This is a genomic window from Pseudomonas sp. LBUM1658 (genome assembly GCF_059716055.1).
Genome location: NZ_CP166798.1, coordinates 675,141 through 697,583 on the forward strand (window position 1 = coordinate 675,141; position 22,443 = coordinate 697,583).

21 protein-coding genes are annotated in these 22,443 nt (G+C 60.6%); 10 read left to right on the top strand and 11 right to left on the bottom strand.

Going from position 1 to position 22,443, the window contains the following annotated elements; translation table 11 throughout:
- Positions 1-121 precede the first annotated feature (121 nt).
- The 4 genes from ACA064_RS03065 to ACA064_RS03080 all read right to left on the bottom strand — a co-directional run bounded on the left by ACA064_RS03065 (position 122) and on the right by ACA064_RS03080 (position 3,655).
- Positions 122-676, bottom strand: a complete 555-nt coding sequence (locus tag ACA064_RS03065; protein WP_497672070.1) for a tetratricopeptide repeat protein — start codon at positions 674-676, stop codon at positions 122-124.
- Between the two features lie 224 nt (positions 677-900).
- Positions 901-2,184 (bottom strand): glutamate-1-semialdehyde 2,1-aminomutase, encoded by a 1,284-nt coding sequence (gene hemL, locus ACA064_RS03070; protein WP_497672071.1) that lies wholly within the window; start codon positions 2,182-2,184, stop codon positions 901-903.
- Positions 2,185-2,215: 31 nt separating this feature from the next.
- Positions 2,216-2,839 carry a thiamine phosphate synthase gene (gene thiE, locus ACA064_RS03075; protein ID WP_497672072.1) on the bottom strand — a complete coding sequence of 208 codons (624 nt, stop codon included), beginning with the start codon at positions 2,837-2,839 and terminating at the stop codon, positions 2,216-2,218.
- A gap of 18 nt (positions 2,840-2,857) precedes the next feature.
- On the bottom strand, positions 2,858-3,655 hold the full coding sequence (locus tag ACA064_RS03080) for a hydroxymethylpyrimidine/phosphomethylpyrimidine kinase (protein WP_489359056.1): 798 nt from the start codon (positions 3,653-3,655) through the stop codon (positions 2,858-2,860).
- A gap of 289 nt (positions 3,656-3,944) precedes the next feature.
- On the opposite strand from ACA064_RS03080, the gene ACA064_RS03085 reads away from it, so the two are divergent.
- The 4 genes from ACA064_RS03085 to ACA064_RS03100 all read left to right on the top strand — a co-directional run bounded on the left by ACA064_RS03085 (position 3,945) and on the right by ACA064_RS03100 (position 10,290).
- Positions 3,945-6,335, top strand: coding sequence for a hybrid sensor histidine kinase/response regulator (locus tag ACA064_RS03085; RefSeq protein ID WP_497672073.1), 2,391 nt, complete (start codon positions 3,945-3,947; stop codon positions 6,333-6,335).
- A 73-nt stretch (positions 6,336-6,408) separates the two neighbouring features.
- A complete protein-coding gene (locus ACA064_RS03090; protein WP_497672074.1) occupies positions 6,409-8,058 on the top strand; it encodes an acyl-CoA dehydrogenase family protein in 1,650 nt (549 codons plus the stop codon).
- Positions 8,059-8,079: 21 nt separating this feature from the next.
- Complete coding sequence (amn, locus tag ACA064_RS03095; RefSeq protein WP_497672075.1) at positions 8,080-9,579, top strand: AMP nucleosidase; 1,500 nt, start codon at positions 8,080-8,082, stop codon at positions 9,577-9,579.
- A 69-nt stretch (positions 9,580-9,648) separates the two neighbouring features.
- Positions 9,649-10,290, top strand: coding sequence for a pseudouridine synthase (locus ACA064_RS03100; protein ID WP_497672076.1), 642 nt, complete (start codon positions 9,649-9,651; stop codon positions 10,288-10,290).
- Here ACA064_RS03100 and ACA064_RS03105 read toward each other — a convergent pair.
- Both ACA064_RS03105 and ACA064_RS03110 read right to left on the bottom strand, forming a co-directional pair.
- The gene (locus ACA064_RS03105; RefSeq protein ID WP_008022976.1) at positions 10,285-10,494 is read right to left on the bottom strand and encodes a DUF2788 domain-containing protein; all 210 of its coding nucleotides are present in this window, start codon (positions 10,492-10,494) and stop codon (positions 10,285-10,287) included. The genes ACA064_RS03100 and ACA064_RS03105 overlap by 6 nt on opposite strands.
- Positions 10,495-10,681: 187 nt before the next feature.
- A complete protein-coding gene (locus ACA064_RS03110) occupies positions 10,682-11,161 on the bottom strand; it encodes an Lrp/AsnC family transcriptional regulator (protein WP_489374984.1) in 480 nt (159 codons plus the stop codon).
- 414 nt (positions 11,162-11,575) lie between these two features.
- On the opposite strand from ACA064_RS03110, the gene ACA064_RS03115 reads away from it, so the two are divergent.
- Entirely contained in the window at positions 11,576-12,640 is a 1,065-nt protein-coding gene (locus tag ACA064_RS03115; protein WP_497672077.1) for a DUF6515 family protein, read from the top strand.
- A gap of 10 nt (positions 12,641-12,650) precedes the next feature.
- Here ACA064_RS03115 and ACA064_RS03120 read toward each other — a convergent pair whose 3' ends face one another.
- Entirely contained in the window at positions 12,651-13,544 is an 894-nt protein-coding gene (locus ACA064_RS03120) for a cation diffusion facilitator family transporter (protein WP_497672078.1), read from the bottom strand.
- Positions 13,545-13,574: 30 nt separating this feature from the next.
- Entirely contained in the window at positions 13,575-13,994 is a 420-nt protein-coding gene (pmcY, locus tag ACA064_RS03125) for a periplasmic Zn2+ metallochaperone PmcY (protein ID WP_497672079.1), read from the bottom strand.
- 111 nt (positions 13,995-14,105) lie between these two features.
- Between pmcY and hrpB the strand changes: the two genes are divergently transcribed.
- Positions 14,106-16,637, top strand: a complete 2,532-nt coding sequence (gene hrpB, locus ACA064_RS03130; RefSeq protein WP_497672080.1) for an ATP-dependent helicase HrpB — start codon at positions 14,106-14,108, stop codon at positions 16,635-16,637.
- 170 nt (positions 16,638-16,807) lie between these two features.
- On the opposite strand, the gene ACA064_RS03135 is transcribed toward hrpB, so the two are convergent.
- Positions 16,808-17,887, bottom strand: coding sequence for an endonuclease/exonuclease/phosphatase family protein (locus ACA064_RS03135; RefSeq protein WP_497672081.1), 1,080 nt, complete (start codon positions 17,885-17,887; stop codon positions 16,808-16,810).
- 75 nt (positions 17,888-17,962) lie between these two features.
- On the bottom strand, positions 17,963-18,637 hold the full coding sequence (locus ACA064_RS03140) for a YciC family protein (protein WP_497672082.1): 675 nt from the start codon (positions 18,635-18,637) through the stop codon (positions 17,963-17,965).
- 178 nt (positions 18,638-18,815) lie between these two features.
- Here ACA064_RS03140 and ACA064_RS03145 point away from each other — a divergent pair, with 178 nt between their 5' ends.
- From ACA064_RS03145 to ACA064_RS03155, 3 genes are all read left to right on the top strand, one after another.
- Complete coding sequence (locus ACA064_RS03145) at positions 18,816-19,583, top strand: DUF2076 domain-containing protein (protein ID WP_497672083.1); 768 nt, start codon at positions 18,816-18,818, stop codon at positions 19,581-19,583.
- 136 nt (positions 19,584-19,719) lie between these two features.
- On the top strand, positions 19,720-20,199 hold the full coding sequence (locus ACA064_RS03150; RefSeq protein WP_497672084.1) for a LabA-like NYN domain-containing protein: 480 nt from the start codon (positions 19,720-19,722) through the stop codon (positions 20,197-20,199).
- Positions 20,200-20,233: 34 nt separating this feature from the next.
- Positions 20,234-20,845 carry a 3'-5' exonuclease gene (locus tag ACA064_RS03155; protein WP_497672085.1) on the top strand — a complete coding sequence of 204 codons (612 nt, stop codon included), beginning with the start codon at positions 20,234-20,236 and terminating at the stop codon, positions 20,843-20,845.
- Positions 20,846-20,907: 62 nt separating this feature from the next.
- Here ACA064_RS03155 and ACA064_RS03160 read toward each other — a convergent pair whose 3' ends face one another.
- The gene (locus ACA064_RS03160; protein WP_497672086.1) at positions 20,908-21,369 is read right to left on the bottom strand and encodes an Lrp/AsnC family transcriptional regulator; all 462 of its coding nucleotides are present in this window, start codon (positions 21,367-21,369) and stop codon (positions 20,908-20,910) included.
- A 180-nt stretch (positions 21,370-21,549) separates the two neighbouring features.
- Here ACA064_RS03160 and yedA point away from each other — a divergent pair, with 180 nt between their 5' ends.
- Positions 21,550-22,440, top strand: a complete 891-nt coding sequence (gene yedA, locus ACA064_RS03165; RefSeq protein ID WP_497672087.1) for a drug/metabolite exporter YedA — start codon at positions 21,550-21,552, stop codon at positions 22,438-22,440.
- Positions 22,441-22,443 lie beyond the last annotated feature (3 nt).

Here is a 22,443-nt window from a genome sequence, read left to right on the forward strand (position 1 = left end):
TGTTTGACGGACCGCATTCGCCGGCTCTGCGACTGCTGCGCAGCCGAACGGGGGCAAGCCCCCTCGCCACAGAACGCCCCCTTTGCCACAAAAGCACGCCAAGCGTTCGATCAGGCAGGATTCAAGGCAACGGCGCAAAAGGCGAACGCCCATCGGCGCTTTGCAATTCCAGTAGGTATTTGCGGAAAATCTGCCCCAGTACCTGGGTCGCGACTTCCAGTTCGTCGCGCTGCATGTGCTCGGCGACTTCGTCGGCGGTGTCCAGCGCATCTTCGGCGCCATTGACCGCCGCCATCTTCAGCACGATATAGGCCTGGACGTTGTTCGCGGGCACACCTTCGCCATGGAAGAACATGCTGCCGAGCTTGAATTGCGCCTGGGCGTGGCCTTGCAGAGAGGCTTTCTCGTAGTAACTCAGGGCTTGATTGAGGTCGCGCGGCGTATTTTTGCCGTCGTAATAGAATTCGCCCAACTCGTATTGTGCCTGTGCATCCCCTGCATCCGCCGCTTGCTTGCAGGCGGCGAGCGCCTCGGCCAAGTCTTGCGGCTGAGTATTGAGGGTGCAACGACCCATCGCTGGGATCAACAACGAGTTGCCACCTGCTTGTGCGTGCGCGAGCAGGGGCTGAAGGAGCAACAGGCAGCCCAATGCAAGGGTGCGGCCGGTGCGGTTCATGGGAATCGACGTACCTCTGAGGGGCGCGTGGATCCACTGGGGGATCCAATAAGCGCGCATTATGAAATAAGCAGGGCCAACCTTACAAAGTCTTTACTCGTTTTTCTGCTACGCGGGGGCTATATCTGCCGCTTTCGGCGATTTTGCCACTGCGCGGCAGGTAAATCGGCTTTGGCAGGAGGCAAAACTGACGCCGGCGTCCACCGGCATCAGTCCAGAGAGGCTTACTTCAGTGCAGCAAAAGCACGTTCGGCAGCATCGAGGGTCAGTTGCAGTTCGGCATCGCCATGGGCGATCGAGGTGAAACCGGCTTCAAAGGCGCTGGGTGCCAGGTACACGCCGCCCTCGAGCATCAGGTGGAAGAAGCGTTTGAACAGGCCGGCGTCGCTGGCCATGACGTCATCGAAGGTGACGATGTCGTCAGCGCCGCTGAAGTACAGGCCGAACATGCCGCCGGCCTGGGTGGTCACGAACGGAATGCCAGCCGCGTCGGCACGCTGTTGCAGGCCGTCGAGCAGGCGACTGGTGTAGTCGCTCAACTCGGCGTGGAAGCCCGGGCGGCTGATCAGGCGCAGGGTGGTCAGGCCCGCAGCCATGGCCAGCGGGTTGCCGGACAGGGTGCCGGCCTGGTAGACAGGCCCCAATGGGGCGATATGCGACATGATTTCGCGCTTACCACCGAAGCAGCCCACTGGCATGCCGCCGCCAATGATCTTGCCGAACGTGCTCAGGTCCGGAATGACGCCGTAGTGGGCCTGGGCGCCACCCAGGGCGACGCGGAAACCGGTCATCACTTCGTCGAAAATCAGCACCACGCTGTGTTTGTCGCAGAGCGTGCGCAGGCCTTCGAGGAAGCCCGGTGCCGGTGGCACGCAGTTCATGTTGCCGGCCACCGGCTCGACAATGATGCAGGCCACTTCCTGGCCGACTTCGCTGAGCATCTGTTCGACGGCGTCGATATCGTTGAAGGGCAAGGTCAGGGTGTGTCTGGCAAATGCGGCGGGTACCCCGGCAGAGCTGGGAACGCCTTGGGTCAGTGCGCCAGAGCCGGCCTTGACCAGCAGGCTGTCGGAGTGGCCGTGGTAGCAACCTTCGAACTTGATGATGCTGTCGCGGCCGGTGAAGCCACGGGCCAGACGAATCGCACTCATGGTTGCTTCAGTGCCGGAGCTGACCATGCGGACCATTTCCATCGAGGGCACGATGGAGCAGACCAGATCGGCCATCTGGGTTTCCATTTCGGTCGGGGCGCCATAGGACAACCCGTGTTCGAGCTGCTTGCGCACCGCGTCGAGCACTTCGGGGTGGCTATGGCCGAGGATCATCGGTCCCCAGGAGCCGACGTAGTCGACGTAACGCTTGTCATCTTCGTCCGTTACATAGGCGCCTTCTGCGTGCTTGAAGAACAACGGGGTGCCGCCGACGCTCTTGAAGGCACGAACGGGCGAGTTCACACCGCCGGGAATGTGTTTCTGGGCATTGGCAAACAGGGTTTCGGAACGAGACATGATGGGGTTCTCTGAATCAGGATTCGGCTATTTAGATATCAAACAGGGCTTTGAAGGCGCGCGCGCGCTGCGTCACTTCCTGGGTAGTCGCGGCACCGAACAGACCGTGGACCACGGCCAGCAGGTCGGCTCCATGGGCCACCAGCGGGGCGGCGTTTTCCAGAGTGATGCCACCGATCACGCAGATCGGCAGGTGCAATTTGCTGCGGGCCTGGTCGAGCAAGTCGAGGGTGGCCGCCGGCGCGCCGGGCTTGGTGTTGGAGTTGAAGAAGCGGCCGAAGGCGACATAGCTGGCGCCTTCTTTGGCGGCTTGTTCGGCGAGCTCGAGTTGAGCGTGGCAGGTCGAGCCGATAATCGCCTTGCGCCCGAGCAGGGCCCGAGCCGGGGTCAGCGGGCCGTCAGTCTGCCCCAGGTGGACGCCGACGCCAAGGCGCGCGGCCAGTTCGGCATCGTCATTGATGATCAACTGGGCGTTGTAGCGCTCACACAAAGTGCGCAGGGTTTCGGCTTCGCGCAGCCGACGGGCTTCGTCGGAGCTCTTGTCGCGGTACTGCAGCAGTGTGACACCGCCCTCCAGTGCCGCTTCCACAAAAGGCAGGAACTTGCCGGCCAACAGTTGACTGTCGGTAATGGCATACAGGCCACGTAGTTTCATCGAGCAAGCCTCATGGCGTTACGAGCAAAAATCCAGCGGCAGCCGGCGTGGAACGAACTGGCCTTTGCCGAGCTGTTCGGCATCGCGCAGGGTGCGCCAAGTGTAGTTCAGTGCCGATTGCACGGCGCTGGCGAGGTTTTCACCCAAGGCCAGGCGACCGGCCAGTGCGCTGGCCAGGGTGCAGCCCGAGCCGTGATAACTGCCCGGCAAGCGCTGGCAGGTGTAGGTCTGGCGGCTGCCATCGCGGCTGTACAGGCGGTTGTGCACTTCATGCTCATCACCATGGCCGCCCGTGATCAGCAGGTGTTTGCAGTAAGGCAGGAGTTTTTCTGCGCACTCGTCAGGGGTGCCTTCAGGCAGTTCGGCGAGGATGCGGGCTTCGGGAAGGTTAGGGGTGGCAATGGTCGCCAGCGGCAGCAGGCGTTCGCGCATGGCGTAGCCGACTTCATCCTTGCCCAGGCGCCCGCCGCCGCCGGCGCGCAATACCGGGTCGCAGACCAGCGGCAAATGCGGATGCGCCTGGAGCAGTTCGACTACGGTGTCGACCATTTCCAGCGAGCCGAGCATGCCCAGCTTGACCGCCGCGACGGTCGAGTCGTTGAGCACGGCATTGGCCTGGGCCAATACCCACTCACGGTCGAGGACGCGGAAGTCGCTGACGTTGACCGTGTCTTGCACAGTCAGCGCGGTGACTGCCGGGGCAGCATGACAACCCTGAGCGAGCAGGGCTTCGATATCTGCCTGCAGGCCGGCGCCACCACTTGGGTCGTGGCCGGAGAGACAGAGGACAACGGGGCGAGAGCTGTAGATATTCATGGTGCGCGAGCTTACCACCAAACGCTTTTTTTCGGGGCTGTCCGCATCGCAGCGGGTTTACTTTTTATGGCATTGCCCGACCTGAATCAGGCAAACAGCTCTAGATCAATGGATGGCGCTGAGACGCCTGTACTAGAGCCTTTAAACTTAAATATTCGATGGTGCTCAATGGCCATCAACGGCTATGCTAGAGTGGATCCAAATCGATAACAGAATTGCCGGTCTTGCGTCTACTCAAGGGAAATGGGGGGGCTTCCTGACTCAACCGGACAGGCCATGCTGGGGCTCTATGCGCTATTTGCTGATGTTGCTGCTGAGCTTGCCGATGCTGGCCGGTGCAGCCGAGTTTAACGAGAACACTCAAAGCCTCCCGTTGGGACGAATGATGCAGGTGTTCGAAGACGTGAGCGGCGAGGCAACTATCGCCGATGTCAGCTCGCAGGCTTTGGCCGCAAGCTTCAAGACTCATGATAAGAGCACCCTCAATGCCGGTTACTCGCGCTCGGCGTTCTGGCTGAAAATCGACCTGCATTATCGTCCGGGCGATCCGGCGGCCCAGCGCACCTGGCTGCTGGAGCTGGCCTATCCACCACTCGATCATCTCGACTTGTATTTGCCTGATGCAACTGGCGCCTATCAATTGGCCCAGCGTACGGGCGATGCCTTGCCGTTCTCCAGTCGGCAGATCCGCCAGAACAACTATCTATTCAACCTGGATTTCGCCCCTGATCAACGCAAAACCCTGTACTTGCGCCTGCAAAGCCAGGGTTCGATCCAGGCCCCCCTGACCCTTTGGTCGAGTACCGCCTACCTGGAAGACCAGCCACAGCGTCTGTACATACTGGGTTTGATCTATGGCGTGTTGCTGGGCATGCTGATCTACAACCTGTTCATCTACCTTGCCGTCCGTGACACCAGCTACCTCTATTACATCTTCTACATAGCATCGTTCGGTTTGTACCAGCTGTCGGTGAACGGCGCCGCGGTCGAGTATTTCTGGCCAGACAGTCCCTGGTGGGCCAACGCCTCGACCCCCTTCTTCATCGGCGCCGCAGGGCTGTTCGGCAGTCAGTTTGCCCGCAGCTTTTTGCAGACCGCCAGCCACAGTCGCTGGCTCGACCGGCTGCTGCTGGTGCTGATCGCATGCAGCGCGGTCGTGGTGGCACTGTCGTTGATGGCCAGCTATGCCCTGGCCTTGCGGCTGGCGACGGCGTTGGCCCTGGCCTTTACCGTGACGATATTTGCCGCCGGGGTGTTCGCCTGGTGCCGCGGTCTGCGGGTGGCCCGGTATTTCATCATCGCCTGGTCGGCATTTCTGTTCGGTGGAGTGATCAACACCCTGATGGTGCTGGGCTATCTGCCGAACGTGTTCCTGACCATGTATGCCAGCCAGATCGGCTCGGCACTTGAGGTGGCATTGCTGTCACTGGCCCTGGCCGATCGCATTAACTCGATGCGCGAGCAGCAGGCCCAGATCTTGTTCGATGCCGGTCAGAAACTCGAAGTGTTGAACCAGCAATTGGCCCACAGCAACCGGCTCAAGGACGAATTCCTCGCGACCCTGACCCATGAGTTGCGCACGCCGATGAACGGAGTGATCGGCTCGCTGGAACTGATGCAAACCGTCGACCTCAGCCCGGAGCTGGAGCAGTACCAGCAGACCGCCGCGGGCTCGGCGCGGGACATGATGCGCATGGTCAATGGGATCCTCACCCTGACTGAGTTGCAGGCCGGCAGGCTCAAGGTGCAACAGCAAGACTTCAGCCTGCGGGGGGTGCTCGATGCACTGCAAATGCAGTTCGCCGCAAATGCCATGGGCAAGGCGCTGGATTTTCAGGTCGAGGTGGCAAAGGGGTTGCCGGATCGTCTGCAAGGCGATAGCAAAAAATTGACCCAATGCCTGGAATGTTTGCTTGATAACGCCATCAAGTTTACCCGAGTGGGTGGGTTGGTACTGCGAGTCACCGGGAAGCCGGCGAGTGAGGGCCGGGTGGCGCTGTGCTTCGCGGTGATCGACACCGGTATCGGTTTCACCCATCTGGATGAAGCCACCCTGTATCAACGATTCTTCCAGCTCGATGGTTCGATGACTCGCGAATACGGCGGGCTGGGTGTCGGCCTGGCAATTTGCCGACAACTGATCGAGTTGCTCGGTGGGCGTCTGACCCATCAATCAGAGCCCGGCCGCGGCAGTTGTTTCCAGCTGGACGTCGAGTTCGATACCGATAGCGCACAACCTTTGGTGATCGAGCAATGTTTCCAGGGACACCGGCCGAAAACCCTCCGTGCGCCCCAGGAGTGCCGTGTGTTGTTGGTCGATGACAGCAGCATCAATCAACTGGTAGTGCGTGGCATGCTGCTCAAGTTGGGCTATCGGGTGCGCACCGTGGACAGCGCTCGGGCGACGCTGGATCTGCTTCAGCGCGAATCCTTCGACGCCGTGTTGCTTGATAGCCAACTGGCGCGACTCGACGGCGTCTCGCTCTGCTGCCAATTGCGGGCGCTGCCAGGTTACGCGCAGCTGCCAGTGCTGGCGGTGACACCGAACGCCGAACGCGAGCGTTGTCAGGCGGTGGGGATGACCGAGTATTTGAGCAAGCCGGTAAAATTCGAAGAATTGCAGGCAATTTTGTATCGTCGAGTGCTATGTCCGAAACAAGGTGAAAGCGCCGATATTTAGGCGTATATGCCACTTTGTTCGGCGCAGAGGTGGTGCTTAACTGGGGATCTGGTCCACCCCGAAGGAGCCCGCCATGAACCTGCATCAGTTCGCCGAAACCCACGAGGTCACCAATCAGCCGCCCTCTCTGGATGGCACCAACCTCTATCGCATTGACCTGCCATTACAGGAATGGGCGCGGCGATTTGGCGCTGGTTGGGCCGAATCGCGGATTGATGGCTATGGCGCGCTGGCGGGTGGGCCGTTGATGGAAGCAGGGTTTCTGGCCAATCAGAACAAGCCGGTGTTCGTCAGCCATGACCGTTATGGTCATCGCATCGATCTGGTGGAGTTTCACCCGGCCTACCATCAGCTGATGCAGACCGCCATCGAACATGGTTTGACCTCATTGCCCTGGACCGATCCGCAGTCCGGAGCCCATGTGGCCCGTGCGGCCATGACCTACTTGCATAGCCAGGCCGAGGCTGGCAGCGGTTGCCCGTTGACCATGACCTTCGCCTCGGTGCCGGCGCTACGCTTGCAGCCGGACATCGCCGAACAATGGCTACCGAAAGTTCTCGCCACCGAATATGACCCGCGTAACGTCGGCATCGCCCACAAGGCCGGCGCCACCATCGGCATGGCGATGACCGAGAAGCAGGGCGGCACCGATGTCCGGGCCAACACCACCAAGGCTTTTCCGGTGGGGGCTGCCGGGCCGGGCCAGGCTTATGAACTGATCGGCCACAAATGGTTCTGTTCGGCGCCGATGTGCGATGCCTTCCTGACCCTGGCCCAGACCGACAAGGGCTTGACCTGTTTCCTGCTGCCGCGCCATCGCCCGGACGACACTCGCAACCAGTTCTACATCCAGCGCCTGAAAAACAAACTCGGCAATTGCTCCAACGCCTCCAGCGAAGTGGAGTTCCGCGGCGCTCTGGCCTGGATGGTCGGCGAGGAAGGCCGCGGCGTGCCGACCATCATCGAAATGGTCGCCATGACCCGCTTCGATTGCATGGTCGGTTCCAGCGCCCTGATGCGTCAGGCGCTGACCCAGGCCAGCCATCACTGTGCGCACCGGATGGTTGGCGGCAAGCTGCTCAGCGAACAACCCTTGATGCAAAACGTGCTGGCCGATCTGGCCCTGGAAAGCGAGGCCGCCCTGGCCTTGAGCCTGCGCATGGGACGGGCGCTGGATCAACTGGATGACTCCCAGGAAGCCAAATTCGCCCGGCTGGTGACGGCAGTGGGCAAGTACTGGATCTGCAAACGGGCGCCGGCGATGATCAACGAAGCCGCCGAATGCATGGGCGGTGCCGGTTATGTCGAGGAAAGCATCCTGCCGCGTCTGTACCGAGAGGCGCCGGTGAACTCGACGTGGGAAGGTTCCGGCAACGTGCAGTGTCTCGACGTCTTGCGGGCCTTGTCGAAAGAGCCGGGGGTGCTGGATGTGTTGTTCAGCGAATTGGGCGACGGCCATGGAGACAAGCGCCTGGCTGCGCACATCAGCCAATTGCAGACGGCGTTCAAGGACACCAGTGACATTCAGTACCGCGCTCGGCAGTTGACCGAAGATATCGCACTGGGGCTGCAAGCCAAGCTGTTGCTGGAGGCGGGCAATGCCAGTGTCAGCGATGCATTCATTGCCAGTCGCCTGGGAACCGCCGGTCGGGTCTATGGCACGCTGCCACGAGGTCTGGACGTAGAAGCGATTGTTGCGCGATCGACACCTCAGGGCTTCTGATCGGGCTGAGTTGCAGGCAAGATGAAAGCCTGCAGATCAGAACACAGGATGCTTATCGTGACCGAAGCTTTTATTGTCGTTCAAACCGCCGAGCAAGCCGTGGACCGGCTTGCCGCTCTGCACGAACGTGCTACCACCGCGCTGAGCCAGGCCCTCAAGCAGTACATGAAGGATCGCATCGAACCGGACGCCGAGCAGCGCGCCCTGTTTCGTTACCCTGAACTGCGCTTGACCTATCTCTGCCAGGGCGAGGTCCCACAGACCACTCGGGCTTACGCCAAGGTCCAGCTACCCGGCACCTACAGCGTCACCGTCACCCATCCTTCAGCCTTCCGTAATTATTTGCTGGAGCAACTGGTGCCGCTGATGCACGACTTCACCGTGACAGTGGAAGTAGGCGTCAGCGAGCAGAACATCCCTTATCCCTATGTGGTCGAGCAGGGCGATGAGCTTGGCGGCTCCGGCGTCACTGCTGCGGCGTTGGCGCGGGTGTTCCCCAGCACCGACCTGTCGGCCGCCACCGATGGCATCGCCGATGGCTTGTACGATTGGGAAAACACCGATCCGCTGCCATTGGCGCTGTTCGACGCGGCGCGGGTCGACTTCTCGCTGCGTCGTCTGGTGCATTACACCGGCAGCGACTGGCGGCATGTGCAGCCGTGGATCCTGCTGACCAACTACCATCGCTACGTCGACCAGTTCATCGTTCATGGTCTCGAGCAATTGCGTAGCGATCCGCGCTTCGTGCGCATGGTGTTGCCGGGCAATGTGATCATCGAAAAGAGCATGGACCACGGCGAAGCCTCGGCGATTGCCGCTGGAGTTGTCTGGCACCGTTACCAGATGCCGGCCTATCACCTGCAAGCCAGTGACGGTCATGGGGTGACCCTGGTGAATATCGGTGTCGGCCCGTCCAACGCGAAAAACATCACCGACCATTTGGCCGTACTGCGTCCGCACTGCTGGCTGATGATCGGGCACTGCGGCGGCTTGCGTCAGTCGCAAACCATTGGCGACTACGTACTGGCTCACGCCTATATGCGTCGCGACGGGATCCTCGATCGGGTCGTGCCGCCGAATATTCCAATCCCGGCCCTGGCCGAAGTGCAGATGGCCTTGCAGCAAGCGGCGGCCTACGTAACCGGCGAGAAAGGCGATGATCTGAAAAAACGCCTGCGAACCGGCACGGTGCTGACCTACGATGACCGTAACTGGGAGCTGCGCTGGGCTCAGGAGCGTCCGCTGATCAACCTGTCGCGAGCCGTGGCGGTGGACATGGAAAGCGGCACCATTGCGGCCCAGGGATATCGTTTGCGGGTGCCTTACGGCACCTTGCTGTGTGTTTCGGACAAGCCGCTGCACAGCGAAATCAAACTGCCAGGCTCGGCCAACGCGTTCTATGAACGTGCGGTCAGCCAGCACTTGAAGATCGGCATCGCCGCGGTGGATCTGCTGCGCACCGAGCTCAACTCGCTGCATTCACGCAAGCTGCGCAGCTTCGACGAACCGCCGTTCCGCTGATTGCAGGATGGTCATTTAACGGTTGGGCCACTAGCATGGTGAGTCCTGACCGTTAGATGTTTTTTCGCCATGCCTCGTCCACCTCGTCCCGCTTCCCGCCCCCTTGGCGCGAATAAACCGCAATCCTCCTCAGCCCCACGACGTGTCGCCAAAGCGCCACCGGCCGAGCCGAAGCTGATCCTGTTCAACAAGCCATTTGACGTGCTGACTCAATTCAGCGACGGCGAAGGGCGGGCGACGCTCAAGGACTTTATCGAGATTCCCGGCATTTATCCGGCGGGCCGGCTGGATCGGGACAGCGAAGGCTTGCTGCTGCTGACCAACGACGGCCAGCTTCAGGCGCGGATCGCCGATCCGAAACACAAACTGGCCAAGACCTATTGGGTGCAGGTGGAAGGTGAGCCCAGCGCTGAACAATTGCAGCGGTTGCGCGACGGCGTCGAGTTGAATGACGGCATGACCTTGCCCGCCGAGGCGCGGCAGCTTGAAGAGCCGCAGCTATGGCCGCGCAATCCGCCAGTGCGGTTCCGCAAGAGTGTGCCGACCAGTTGGCTGGAGCTGGTGATTCGCGAAGGGCGCAACCGCCAGGTGCGACGGATGACTGCTGCGGTGGGCTTGCCGACCCTGCGTCTGGTGCGGGTGCGAATCGGCGACTGGTCTATCGAAGGGCTTGATCAGGGCCAGTGGAAAGAAGTCCCCGCGCGTTTATAAGGTGCCGGATTCGATCAGCCCGATGACCACGCTTTTGATCACGAAGGCGGCAACGCCCAGGCCCAGGACGAAGAACAGGATAAAAGAGCCGAACCGCCCGGCCTTGGACTTCTTCGCCAGATCCCAGACGATAAAACCCATGAATATGATCAGGATGGTCACCAGACCGGTCATCATCCACTCTTCGAATACTGCAGGATCCATTGAAACTCTCCAGCGCGGCAGGGCAAAAAAAGGCCGGGGGAGTATACGCCAAGGGGGATTGCTGGTGTATTGACCTGTGTCGGCTGGAAAAGATCGCAGCCTGCGGCAGCTCCTACGGGATTTGCGTCCACCTGCGAGAGCGCGAATGTATGCGGTCGGCGTAGGAGCTGCCGCAGGCTGCGATCTTTTAGCTGCGCAGGTGCGTCAACGGCAACTCGGTGCTGTTGAGCACCTGATTGAGTACAAAGCTCGAGCGCACGCTGGTCACGCCTTCGATGCGGGTCAGGTGGCCGAGCAACAGCTTCTGGTAGTGATCCATGTCCGGTACCACCACCTTGAGTTGATAGTCGGCATCCATACCTGTCACCAGGCTGCATTCGAGCACCTGAGGCAGGTTGCGAATCGCCGCTTCGAAGTTCTCAAAGCGCTCGGGGGTATGCCGGTCCATGCCGATCAGCACATAGGCGGTCAGGCTCAGGCCGAGCTTCTTGCGGTCGAGCAGGGCGACCTGGCGGGAAATATAGCCGTCGTCTTCCAGTTGCTTGACCCGCCGCGAGCAGGGCGAGGGAGACAGACCGATACGCTCGGCCAGCTCCTGATTGGAGATGCGCGCGTCCCGCTGCAATTCCGCCAAAATGCTCAGGTCGTATCGGTCGAGTTTGCTCATGGATCAGTCCTTTGTCATAACTATTGCGGCTAATTATCTATCTTTAGTTAAAAATTGCGCAAGCTATGTTTGTTTGAGCAATCTTCGCAATCCTCTGCCGGCGCCTCAAGCCTATTCTTATTAACAGAATCACTGCCCGGACAAACAGTCCAGTGCGGCTCGCCGAATCAGGCCAGCTGCGGTCGCCAACCCCACAGGGTTGAGTCGGCCCCCGGGCTACACACTGTCCAGAAGACGGAGTGAGGTGAGCCGGCGTCATAAGCGTCGAGCACGGACGAAGTTCTCAAGGGGAGGCCGACGGGTCTCCCTTTTTTAATGCCTGCGAAATAAGTCTGGTGACTGATAACCTGTTGCAGAACCGCCCCAGGCGTTTCCAGTCTGATGGATAGGTCCTGAACCGCAGTGAGGAGTCCCATGAAGTCGCGCATCTGGCGTTTGGCAGGTGTTGGTTTGCTTTGCATGAGTGTCGGCGCGCAGTTACTGGCCGATGAGCGGGATGACGGGCAACGTCCCCAACACAATGATTCCAATAGCGGTGGCCAGCGTGATCATAATGCCGAAGGGCGGTCGGGATACAATCAACAGCGTCCGGAAAACAATCAGCCACGTGCGCAAAATAACCAACCACGCCCGCAGAACCAGATTATTCGCGGCGACAACAGCCAACAGTTCGAGTACAACGGCCAGAATCCGGGCGGTCAAGGGCAGAGCCGTGGCCAGCATGATGCCAATGGGCAGGGCCGGCCTGCATCGCAGACGAGCAATAACCTGCCGATTCAAAGCCACCCGGACACCGTCCGCCAGACCCAGCAGCCACAGCGTGGTTATTACCAGGACGTTCCTCGGCGCAACGATAACAACCAGCATCGGCAGACAGGCGGCCCCGGTTCGCGCTCAGGCTCCAACGGCTATTCCAATGACCATCGCTGGCCGGGTCGCCCGGACGGGCATGGCAACGGTTGGGGCCCGGGCCCGCAATATCGTCCGGGCTATGTGATCGATCGGTTCCCGGATCGCAATTACCGCGTGCCGTATCGCGGTCAGGACTACTTCTACTCCGGCGGCTACTGGTATCGCCCGCAAGGCCCGCGTTATGTAGTGGTCAGGCCTCCGCACGGGATCCGCGTCAGCTATCTGCCGGATTACGCCCAGGAAGTCTGGGTCGGCAGTGCGTTATTGTTTTTGGCGGCCGGCTCCTATTATGCGTACGAAGCGAGTACGCAACAGTACGTGGTGGTTGATCCGCCGGTGGCTGCGCAACCGGTCAGCAATGGCTACGACGTAGTCGCCTACCCCGCGAACGGACAGGCGCCCGAGCAGGTTAATCAGGATGGCTACGAGTGCTACCGCTGGGCGGTCGAGCAGAGCGGCTTCGATCCGGCGGCGGTCACCTATCAACCGGCGCCTGCGGTGGTGCAAATCTATCGCCAGGCCCAAGGCAACTGTCTGAGCAGTCGCGGTTACCAGGTCAGCTATTAGGTCGAAAACCTCAGGTCTTTGCAGCGTTCACTACTTCCTGCGGGTCGGCGTGCACCAGCACCTCGGCCCTTGGGTAAGCGGCGGTGATCGCTTCGGCGGCGCGATCGCTGATGCTGTGGGCGACGGATAAGGTCAACTCACCCGGCAACTCCAGATGCAATTGCACGAACCAGTGAGTGCCGGAGATCCGCGTGCGCAGGTCATGGGCGCCGAGCACCCCGGGCACGCTGCAGGCCAGTTCGAGCATGTGCTGGCTGACGTCCGGCGGCAATTCTTCGTCCATCAACACCGCAACACTTTCCTTGGCAATGTGCACGGCGCTCCAGAGGATGTACGCCGCTATTGCCAGACCAAACCAGGCATCCAATTGTTCCCAACCGAAACTGGCCAGTGCCAGCGCCACCAGGATGCTGGAATTGAGCAGCAAATCGGAACGGTAATGCAGCGAGTCGGCACGTACCGCAGTCGAACCGGTTTCGCGGACCACCCGGTGTTGCAGCATCAGCAGCGCGACTGTCAACGCCAGTGACAGCAGCATCACGCCGATACCCACCCACGGCGCCCCCAAGGGTTCCGGGTTCTGCAGACGTTCAACCGCCTGTACGCCAATCAAAACCGCACTGACGGCAATGAACAGCGCCTGGGCCATGCCTGAGAGTGACTCGGCCTTGCCATGCCCGTAACGGTGATCCTCGTCGGCCGGACGCAGCGCGTAATGCACCGCCAGCAGATTGAGAAACGACGCGGCACCGTCGAGCAGGGAGTCAGTCAGACCGGCCAGCAGGCTGACCGAACCGCTCATCCACCAGGCGATCGCCTTGGTCACGATCAGAATGCTCGCCACCGCCAGCGAAGCGCGGGTCGCCAGACGCAACAGGCGAGCGTGTTCGGGACTACTGGTCATAGGCGTTTACGTTCCTTCGAATACGCCACTTCAAGCTGCGGGTTGCAGACCGTACATGGCCAGTTGCTGTGTGCTGCCTTTGTGCTGGATCAGCCGTGGATCATCCAGTGGGAAGCTGCGGCCCAACTCGCTTTCGAGAATAGCCTGCAACTTGCCGTTATCGACCTTGCCGTCGGCACCGATGGCCTGCTGGAGTTTTTCCGGGGCAACCTGGGCGTTCCTGCCGGGTTCCAGGTAAATGGCACCCGTGGCGAAGTCCACGCCAAAGGCGATCAATCCTGGAATGACATAGAACAATATACCCACGGCGTCGAGGGCAGCCACCACCGGGTCGATCTTGCCTTCGATCTGGCCGCGGCGGTCCGGGAAGAAGATCGTCCCGCAAGCGGTCATTTGGGTCAGCAGGGTAGCGAGCAGAACGCCGCCAACAACACGGAAGGGAATACGCATATAAATCTCCTGAACAAATTCGAAGTGAAAAGGCGTCCTTGGTATCAATACAGACCGTGATTAACGCCACGCAGTTCGCCGTTATACTCGCCGCTCTGTTTTGGAGCCAGCATGATTTCTCTGCCGATTGATGAAGTTCTACCCGCGTTGCGTGAAGCCTTGGCGACACGCCACGAAGCCGTGCTCGAAGCACCGCCCGGCGCCGGTAAAACCACCCGCGTGCCGTTGGCGTTGTTGCATGAGCCGTGGCTGGCCGGGCAAACCATCCTGATGCTCGAACCGCGTCGCCTCGCCGCCCGCGCGGCCGCCGAACGACTGGCTAGCGAGCTGGGGGAAAAGGTCGGCGAAACGGTGGGCTATCGCATTCGTCTCGACAGCAAAGTGGGGCCCAAGACCCGTATCGAAGTGGTCACCGAGGGGATTCTCACTCGACGTCTGCAAGATGACCCGGCACTGGAAGGTGTCGGTCTGCTGATCTTCGACGAGTTCCACGAGCGCAGCCTAGACGCTGATCTGGCGCTGGCCCTGAGCCTGAATGGTCGCGACCTGTTTCGTGACGAGCAGCCGCTGAAAATTCTCTTGATGTCGGCGACCCTGGAAGGCGAGCGCCTCGCAAGCCTGCTGGATGACGCGCCTATTCTGCGCAGCGAAGGGCGTATGTACCCGGTGACGATGCGCTGGGGCCGAGCGTTTCAGCCGGGGGAATTTATCGAACCACGGGTGGTGCAGACCATCCTCGAGGCCTTGAACGACGAAAGCGGCAGCCTGCTGGTGTTTCTGCCGGGCCAAGCGGAGATCCGTCGGGTCCATCAACAGTTGGTCGAGGCGCTGGGCGAGCGTACTGAAGTGCTGCTCTGTCCGCTGCATGGTGAGCTTGACCTGAACGCGCAACGCGCCGCCATCGACCCGGCACCGCCCGGTCAGCGCAAAGTGGTGCTGGCCACTAATATCGCCGAGACCAGTCTGACCATTGATGGCGTGCGGGTGGTGATCGATGCCGGGTTGGCGCGGGTGCCGCGTTTCGATCCTGGCAGCGGCATGACTCGTCTCGACACGCAACGGATCTCCCGCGCCAGTGCGACACAGCGCGCCGGGCGAGCGGGGCGCCTGGAGCCAGGCGTGTGTTATCGCCTGTGGTCCCAGGACCAGCATGAGCAGTTGGCGGCTTACGCCAGTGCCGAGATTCTTTCGGCTGACCTTGCCAGCCTGGCCCTGCAATTGGGGCGTTGGGGCGTTCTGCCTGGCCAATTGATCTGGCTCGATGTGCCACCGGCGGCGGCTTATGCACAGGCCCAGGATCTGCTTGAGCGTTTGGGCGCACTTGAGGGCAAGGCTGCCGAGGACTGGAAACTGACCCGTCACGGTCAAGCGATGGCGGAACTGCCGGCTCATCCGCGCATCGCTCATTTGTTGTTGCGAGGGCAGGCGCTGGGGTTGGCCGACATGGCCTGCGACGTCGCCGCATTGTTGGGTGAGCGGGATATCTTGCGCGGCGCCGGTGCGGATCTGCACAGCCGGCTGGTGCTGTTGTCCGGTGAAGAGCGAGCGGCGCGCGGTGCTCAGGGTGGCGTTCAGCGGGCCCGGCAACTGGCTCGGCAATACCGCGGTTATCTGCGAGGCAAGGCACAGCAACCGGTCAGCGATCCTGATCATCCGCGCTGGCTTGGGGCGCTGCTGGCCCTGGCCTATCCGGATCGCGTCGCACAGCAGCGAAGGGCCGGTGGTGCCGAATATCGCCTGGCCAACGGTCGCGCGGCGCTGTTCGCCGAGGCCGATAGCCTGATGAAGCAACCCTGGCTGGTAATTGCCGATCTGGGCAGTCGTCAGGGGCAACGCGAAGAACGAATTTATCTGGCGGCTGATTTTGATCCGGCGCTGTTCGACTCGGTGCTGGCTGAACAAGTGCGCACGGTCGATCAGCTCGATTGGGATGAACGCGAAGGTGTGCTGCGGGCCGAGCGTCAGCGCAAGGTTGGCGAGTTGATACTGAGCCGCGAACCACTGACCGGGCTGGACGAGGCCGCACGCAGCCAGGCGTTGGTTAATCTGGTGCGGCGTAAAGGGCTTGAGCTGCTGCCATGGACGCCGGAATTGCGCCAGTGGCAGGCACGGGTGGCTTTGCTGCGCCAGCTGGATATCGAGGGGAAAGGACAGAGCGAATGGCCGGATGTCAGCGATGCGACGTTGCTGGCGAGTCTGGAGCATTGGTTGTTGCCGTATCTGGGACGGGTCTCGAGACTCAGCCACTTCGCCAATCTGGAGCTGTCCAGCATCGTCCATAACTTGCTGCCGTGGCCATTGCCGCAACGCCTGGATGAGCTGGCGCCACATCATCTGACGGTGCCTTCCGGCTCGTCGATTCGCCTGGACTACAGCGAGCAACCGCCGATTCTGGCGGTGCGTTTGCAGGAGTTGTTCGGCCTGGCAGAAACTCCGCGCATTGCCGGCGGCCGGCAAGTGGTCAAGTTGCATCTATTGTCACCGGCGCGGCGTCCGGTGCAGGTAACCCAGGACCTGGCGAACTTCTGGCGCAGTACTTATGCCGAGGTGAAGAAGGATCTGAAGGGGCGTTATCCGAAGCATTACTGGCCGGATGATCCGTTGGTGGCTGAAGCGACGGCGCGGATCAAACCGCGCAAGTAAGCCAGCTATTTTGTGGCGAAGGAGCTTGCTGTGGCGAGGGGGCTTGCCGCCGCTGGGGCGCGCAGCGGCCCTAAAACCTGCAATCACAGTTTGTCAGGTATACCGCATTCACAGGCTTTGCGGCTGCTGCGCAGCCGAACGGGAGCAAGCTCCCTCGCCACAGTTTTGATCTACAGCGCAGCTGGCAACAGGAACCGTGCAATCACCGGCAGGTGATCGGAGATCCGCAGCGTATCGTCCTGCCTCACCTGAGCCTCGACCCGTTTGATCCGTGGGCTGTAAAACAGGTAGTCAAGGGTCCGGTCCGGGCCGGTGAGTGTCAGGTCATTGGGGTAGTGAGTCAGCCAGTGCGCGCGGTCAATGCCACTGGCTTCGCTGTTGGTGGGAATCATCGGGTACTTGTCCCAGAGAACATGCAGCGCGCTGTCGGCGGAGTAGGGGGAGCGTTGTTCGGGGGCGAGCCGTTGATACTGGCCTAGCGGTAACAGATTGAAGTCGCCGCCGATCAACCAGGGTGTGCCACGACCTTCGAACTTGTCGAGCACCTTGGCGACGGCGCTCACTTGTACTCGCAGAGTGTCGTCAGCCTGCATTGATCGGTCCAGATGGGTATTGAGCACCGCCATTTGCCCGCCGTCGCTCAACGGCAGATAACTCACTAGTAGCGCGTTTTTCGGCTGGAATTGACGGCTGATGATATTGGCCGGTGCCTCGGGTAGTTGCAGACGTTCGGCGTGTTCGATCTGGTAGCGGCTCAATGTCGCCAGTTGCCGGCCGACGCTGCCGAAAATATGCGGATCTGGAATGAAGTCAGCCTTCCAGTCGAACGCATAAGCGCTGCAGGGGTAAAGATCGGTCACGCGTTCCTGGAGCAGTTTCAACTGGTGTTGATAGTCGCTGGCCTTGGCGCCTTCATCGAGCTCTTGCAGCAGGACGATGTCCGGTTGCTCATCGCGGATCACCCGCGCCACTTCATCGAGGCTGAAAGCCATGTCTTCGGTAGTGGGGCGTTCGTCGATTCCGTTGGCCAGGTCATTCCAGAATACATAGCGTTTGCCCGCCAGGTACTGGACGTTCCAGGTCATCACCGTGAGCGCCTGGCCGGGCACCAGAGTCGGTGCCTTGGCGCTACAACTGACCGGTAGTGGCTCTTTGGCTCCCGGGCGCCAGGTCAGGCTATAGATCACGACTGACAACAGACCGGTAATTATCAGCAGGCCCAGCAGGGTGTAGCGCAATAGACGGGTCATCGGCTCGGCTTATGGCGTTGCAGGATTGAGTTCGAGCATACCCGAGAGCCGTGTCGGATCCAAAGGGCAGGTCTGTCAGACCTTTCCATCATTTTTGTCGGATGCTTCGCTAATCAACATGAACAGGCGGAACAGCACCACGCTGGTAAAGAGTTGCAGAAAACTGTGAACGCTGTCGATCAACAGTGCGAATGCAGGGTTCTGCGGCTCGGGATACACCGAAAGACTTGCGCCCTTGAGTACCCACAGCGGTGCCATGACGCACAGAATGCAGATCAGGATGCGCAGGAAATTGCCACGGGTCAGGCGAAAGCTTTCCTTGATCGCAGCCAGTGGTTGCAGGCCTCGCAGTACCAGCAGGTATTCGGCAAAGGCCAGTGTCACCATCAGCCACAGCCCCGGCAGGAAATACAGAGACAGCCCCACGAGTATCAACAGGGTATTGATCGCCGTCAGCAACGCGAAGCGCGGCCACAGACTGGTCGACATCGCCAGCAGATCACGGGTTCGCGGTGATTCACCACGACTGCGGGCATCCAGAAAAAGGATCAGCGCAGCGGTGTACAACGGATAAATCAGCAGCCCAACGATCACGCTATAACCGGGAAAGGCATCCGGGCCCTGGGAGTGTTCGACCAGTTGTTGCAGCAGCGCTTCGAGCACCACCAACGGCAGGCACAACGGCACGATCTGGCCCAGGTTGCGCTTGAAGAAGTACAAAGAGTCGCGGAGCACATCTAACGGATTCATCAGTCGGTATCGCAGGTAAAAAGCAGTTCGACACTTTAACCGATGCAGGGCCCGCAGGAGCAAACGTAAACGTTGGGTAAAGGCCATTGAAAGGCGGCGCAGCACCCCCCATTACTGCTGGGCACCTTATCCACAACGGAAAGGGCGATGATTTTTTCGGCAATCTAACGAGGTCGCCATGAACAGCGAAGAACAAACCCTGATCGATGGCCTGTTTTCACGGCTGCAGCAAGCCGAAGCGGATTCAGCCCCGCGCGACGCCCAGGCCGAGACACGGATCAAGGAACATCTGAATCGCCAGCCTGCGGCAGGGTATTTCATGACCCAGGCGATTCTGGTGCAGGAGGCTGCGCTTAAAAGCCTCGACGAACAGAACAAACAACTGGCTCAACAAAACCAGCAACTGCAGGCCGAACTGCAACAAGCCAAGGCCCAGGTGGTTGCACCCGCGCCAAGCGGTGGCGGCGGTTTCCTGTCGAGCATCTTCGGCGGTGGTTCCCGTGACTCGCAACCGGCTTCTGCCGCTGGCGCTCCGGCCTCGACCGGTGGCTGGCGTGAGCCGGCGCGGCCGTCGTTCAACGCCCAGCCGGGCGTAGCGCCGCGGCAAAACTTTGGTGGCCCGCAACAGAACTATGCGGCACCGCAGCAGCAGGCAGGTGGCAACAGCTTCCTTGGTGGCGCATTAAGAACCGCGGCCGGGGTGGCCGGTGGGGTGATGCTGGCCCAAGGCATCAGCAGTCTGTTTCACAGCAATCAGCAACCGCCGGAAGTCGCCGAAGTCGCCAAGGAAGAGCCGGCCCCGGTCAATGACAGCGGCAATGACGTGGGCAATGACGATCAGCGCATGGTCGGTAACGATTCCTACGGAAATGACCAGGGCGGGTTTGCCGACGCCGACTACAGCGATGACAGCTCATCCTTCAGCGACGACGATTCCTTCGTCTGATGCACCATTCGTCCGGAGCGCCTTGGCGCTCCGGTCCGATTATTCGCGGAAATTTCCTTCTGGCTGGCATACTGGGCGACTTTTCGGGCTTTGCGCCTGATCCAGCCTGCGCGTGCTTGCGCCTTGAGGATTTGCGGTGAAAAAAATCGCGGTGTTCGCCGATGTCCAGAACCTCTACTACACCGTGCGCCAGGCTTATGGCTGTCACTTCAACTATGCGGCCCTGTGGGCTGACATCAGTCAGCGCGGGCAGATTGTCGAAGCGTATGCCTATGCCATCGATCGCGGTGACAGCAAGCAGCAGCAGTTCCAGCAGATCCTGCGCAACCTCGGCTTCACGGTGAAGCTCAAGCCCTATATCCAGCGCAGCGACGGTTCGGCCAAGGGCGACTGGGACGTGGGCATCACCATCGATATCATGGACGCCGCGGCGAACGTCGATGAGGTGGTGCTGGCCTCTGGCGATGGTGATTTCGACATGCTGCTTGAACGCATCATCAGCAAGCACGGAGTTGAAGCAGTCGCCTACGGCGTGCCGGGCCTGACCGCCAACTCGTTGATACGCGCCGCCAGCCGCTATGTGCCGATCGAAGGCGCACTGCTGCTTAAAAACTGAAACTGATTATATTTTTGATGGAGTGGGAACAGGTTTGGAACGGATAGCGGTCATCGACTTTGAAACCACCGGGATCTCCCCGAGCAGCTCCTGCCGGGCCACGGAAATTGCCGTGGTGATCCTTGAACAGGGGCGCATTGTCGAGCGTTACCAGAGCTTGATGAACGCCGGCGTGCGCGTCCCGGGGTTTATCGAAAGCCTGACCGGTATCAGCAACGCCATGTTGCGCACCGCACCCTCGGCAGAACAGGTGATGAACGAAGTCAACGAGTTCGTCGGCACCACGCCGCTGTTGGCCCACAACGCCGCGTTCGACCAGAAGTTCTGGGACTACGAACTGGGGCGGATCAAGCGCACACGCCTGCAGAACTTTGCCTGCTCCCTGTTACTCGCCCGGCGCCTGATGCCGGCCGCGCCGAACCACAAGCTCGGCACCCTCACCACCTTCGCCCAACTGCCCCACACCGGCCAGGCTCACCGGGCCATGGCTGACGCGGAAATGGCCGCCAACCTGACGACGCATCTGGCTCAGGAACTGCGGCAACGGCATGGTCTGCGGGAGTTGTCCCATGATCTGTTGTGCAGCCTGCAGAAGGTGCCGGCGGCGAAGATCAATGAGCATTTGAAGCGCCATCGGGGTTTCTAGAAGCAAGATCAAAAGATCGCAGCCTGCGGCAGCTCCTACCCGAAGCCTGCGATCTTTTAGCGTCACCCACCATTCCTGCCATTCCCTTCCAGATGCCCAAGAGGCACGCGTTTTTCAATCGCGCTCGATAGCACGATCGAGGTTTTGCTGAACCCGAACTGAGCGATGCGGTTGATCAGGTCTTCGAGTTCCGCCATCGAACCGACAGCGGCTTGCATGATGACGCAGGGGTCGCCGGTGACTCGGTGGCATTCGGTCAGTTGCGGGATCTTGATCAGCTCATCGTAGGTTTTCTGGCTGCCGTGGTGGCTCAGGCGCAGTTCGATGACGCACTGGATCGGCAGGCCGACCTTGGCCATGTCGATTTTCGCCTGGTAGCCAGTGATCACCCCGCAGGCTTCGAGTTTGGCCACGCGCTCGGCGACGGCCGGGGCGGACAGGTTGACCTTGCGCGCCAGTTGCGCATAGGTCGCACGGCCGTTTTCCAGCAGGGCATTGAGGAGCATGCGGTCGTATTTGTCCATGATTCGGCTCCTGGAATGCGCGACTTTCGAAAACACGGTTTATAGCCGTGATCTCTGTGTTTTGAAAAGTGTACGGGCACTATAAACAGGTTTTGTAACTTAAATTTTGCCCCACTGCTTTCTAAACTAGCGCTCCACCTGTCCAGATTCGAGCTTCCCATGTCTGCCGTCGAGCTTTCCATGCCTGGCCCACGCCGAATTACGTTGCCGCTGATTTCTGCGTTTTTTGCGTTGTATGTGATTTGGGGATCCACCTATCTGGTGATTCGAATCGGCGTGCAGTATTGGCCGCCGCTGATGCTCGGCGGAATTCGTTTCATTATTGCCGGAGCCTTGATGTATGGCTTTCTGCGTTGGCGTGGGGTGCCCGCGCCGACCTGGCCGCAATGGAAGGCGGCGGGGGTGATCGGAATCCTGCTGCTCAGTTGCGGGAACGGCGCGGTGACGGTGGCGGAGCATATGGGCGTGGCCTCCGGCGTCGCGGCGCTGGCGGTGGCGACGGTACCGCTATTCACCTTGCTCTGCGGTTACTTCTGGGGGGCGCGTAATACTCGACTGGAATGGGCCGGGATTGCTCTCGGGCTGATCGGCATTGCCATGCTCAATCTCGGTTCCAACTTGCAGTCGAGCCCGCTGGGCGCGGCGTTGCTGGTGTTCGCGGCAGCAGCCTGGGCATTCGGCTCGGTCTTGAGCAAGCATTTGCCGCTGCCTCAGGGAGCGATGGCCAGTGCCGCGCAGATGCTGGTCGGCGGTGTGGTGCTGATGATTGCCAGTACGCTCAGTGGCGAACACCTGGACCGCCTGCCGCCAATGGAGGGCTGGCTTGCCCTGGCCTACCTGATCGGCTTCGGCTCGATCATCGCCTTCAACGCCTATATGTACCTGCTGAAAAATGTCCGTCCGGCAGCGGCGACCAGCTATGCCTATGTCAATCCGGCGGTGGCCGTATTGCTGGGCATCGTCTTTGCCGGTGAAAGCATCGGGATCGAAGAGGCTCTGGCGATGGCGGTAATCATCAGTGCCGTGGTGTTGATCGGCTTGCCGCAGTGGCGCAGGCAGAATCCGCAGTGAATT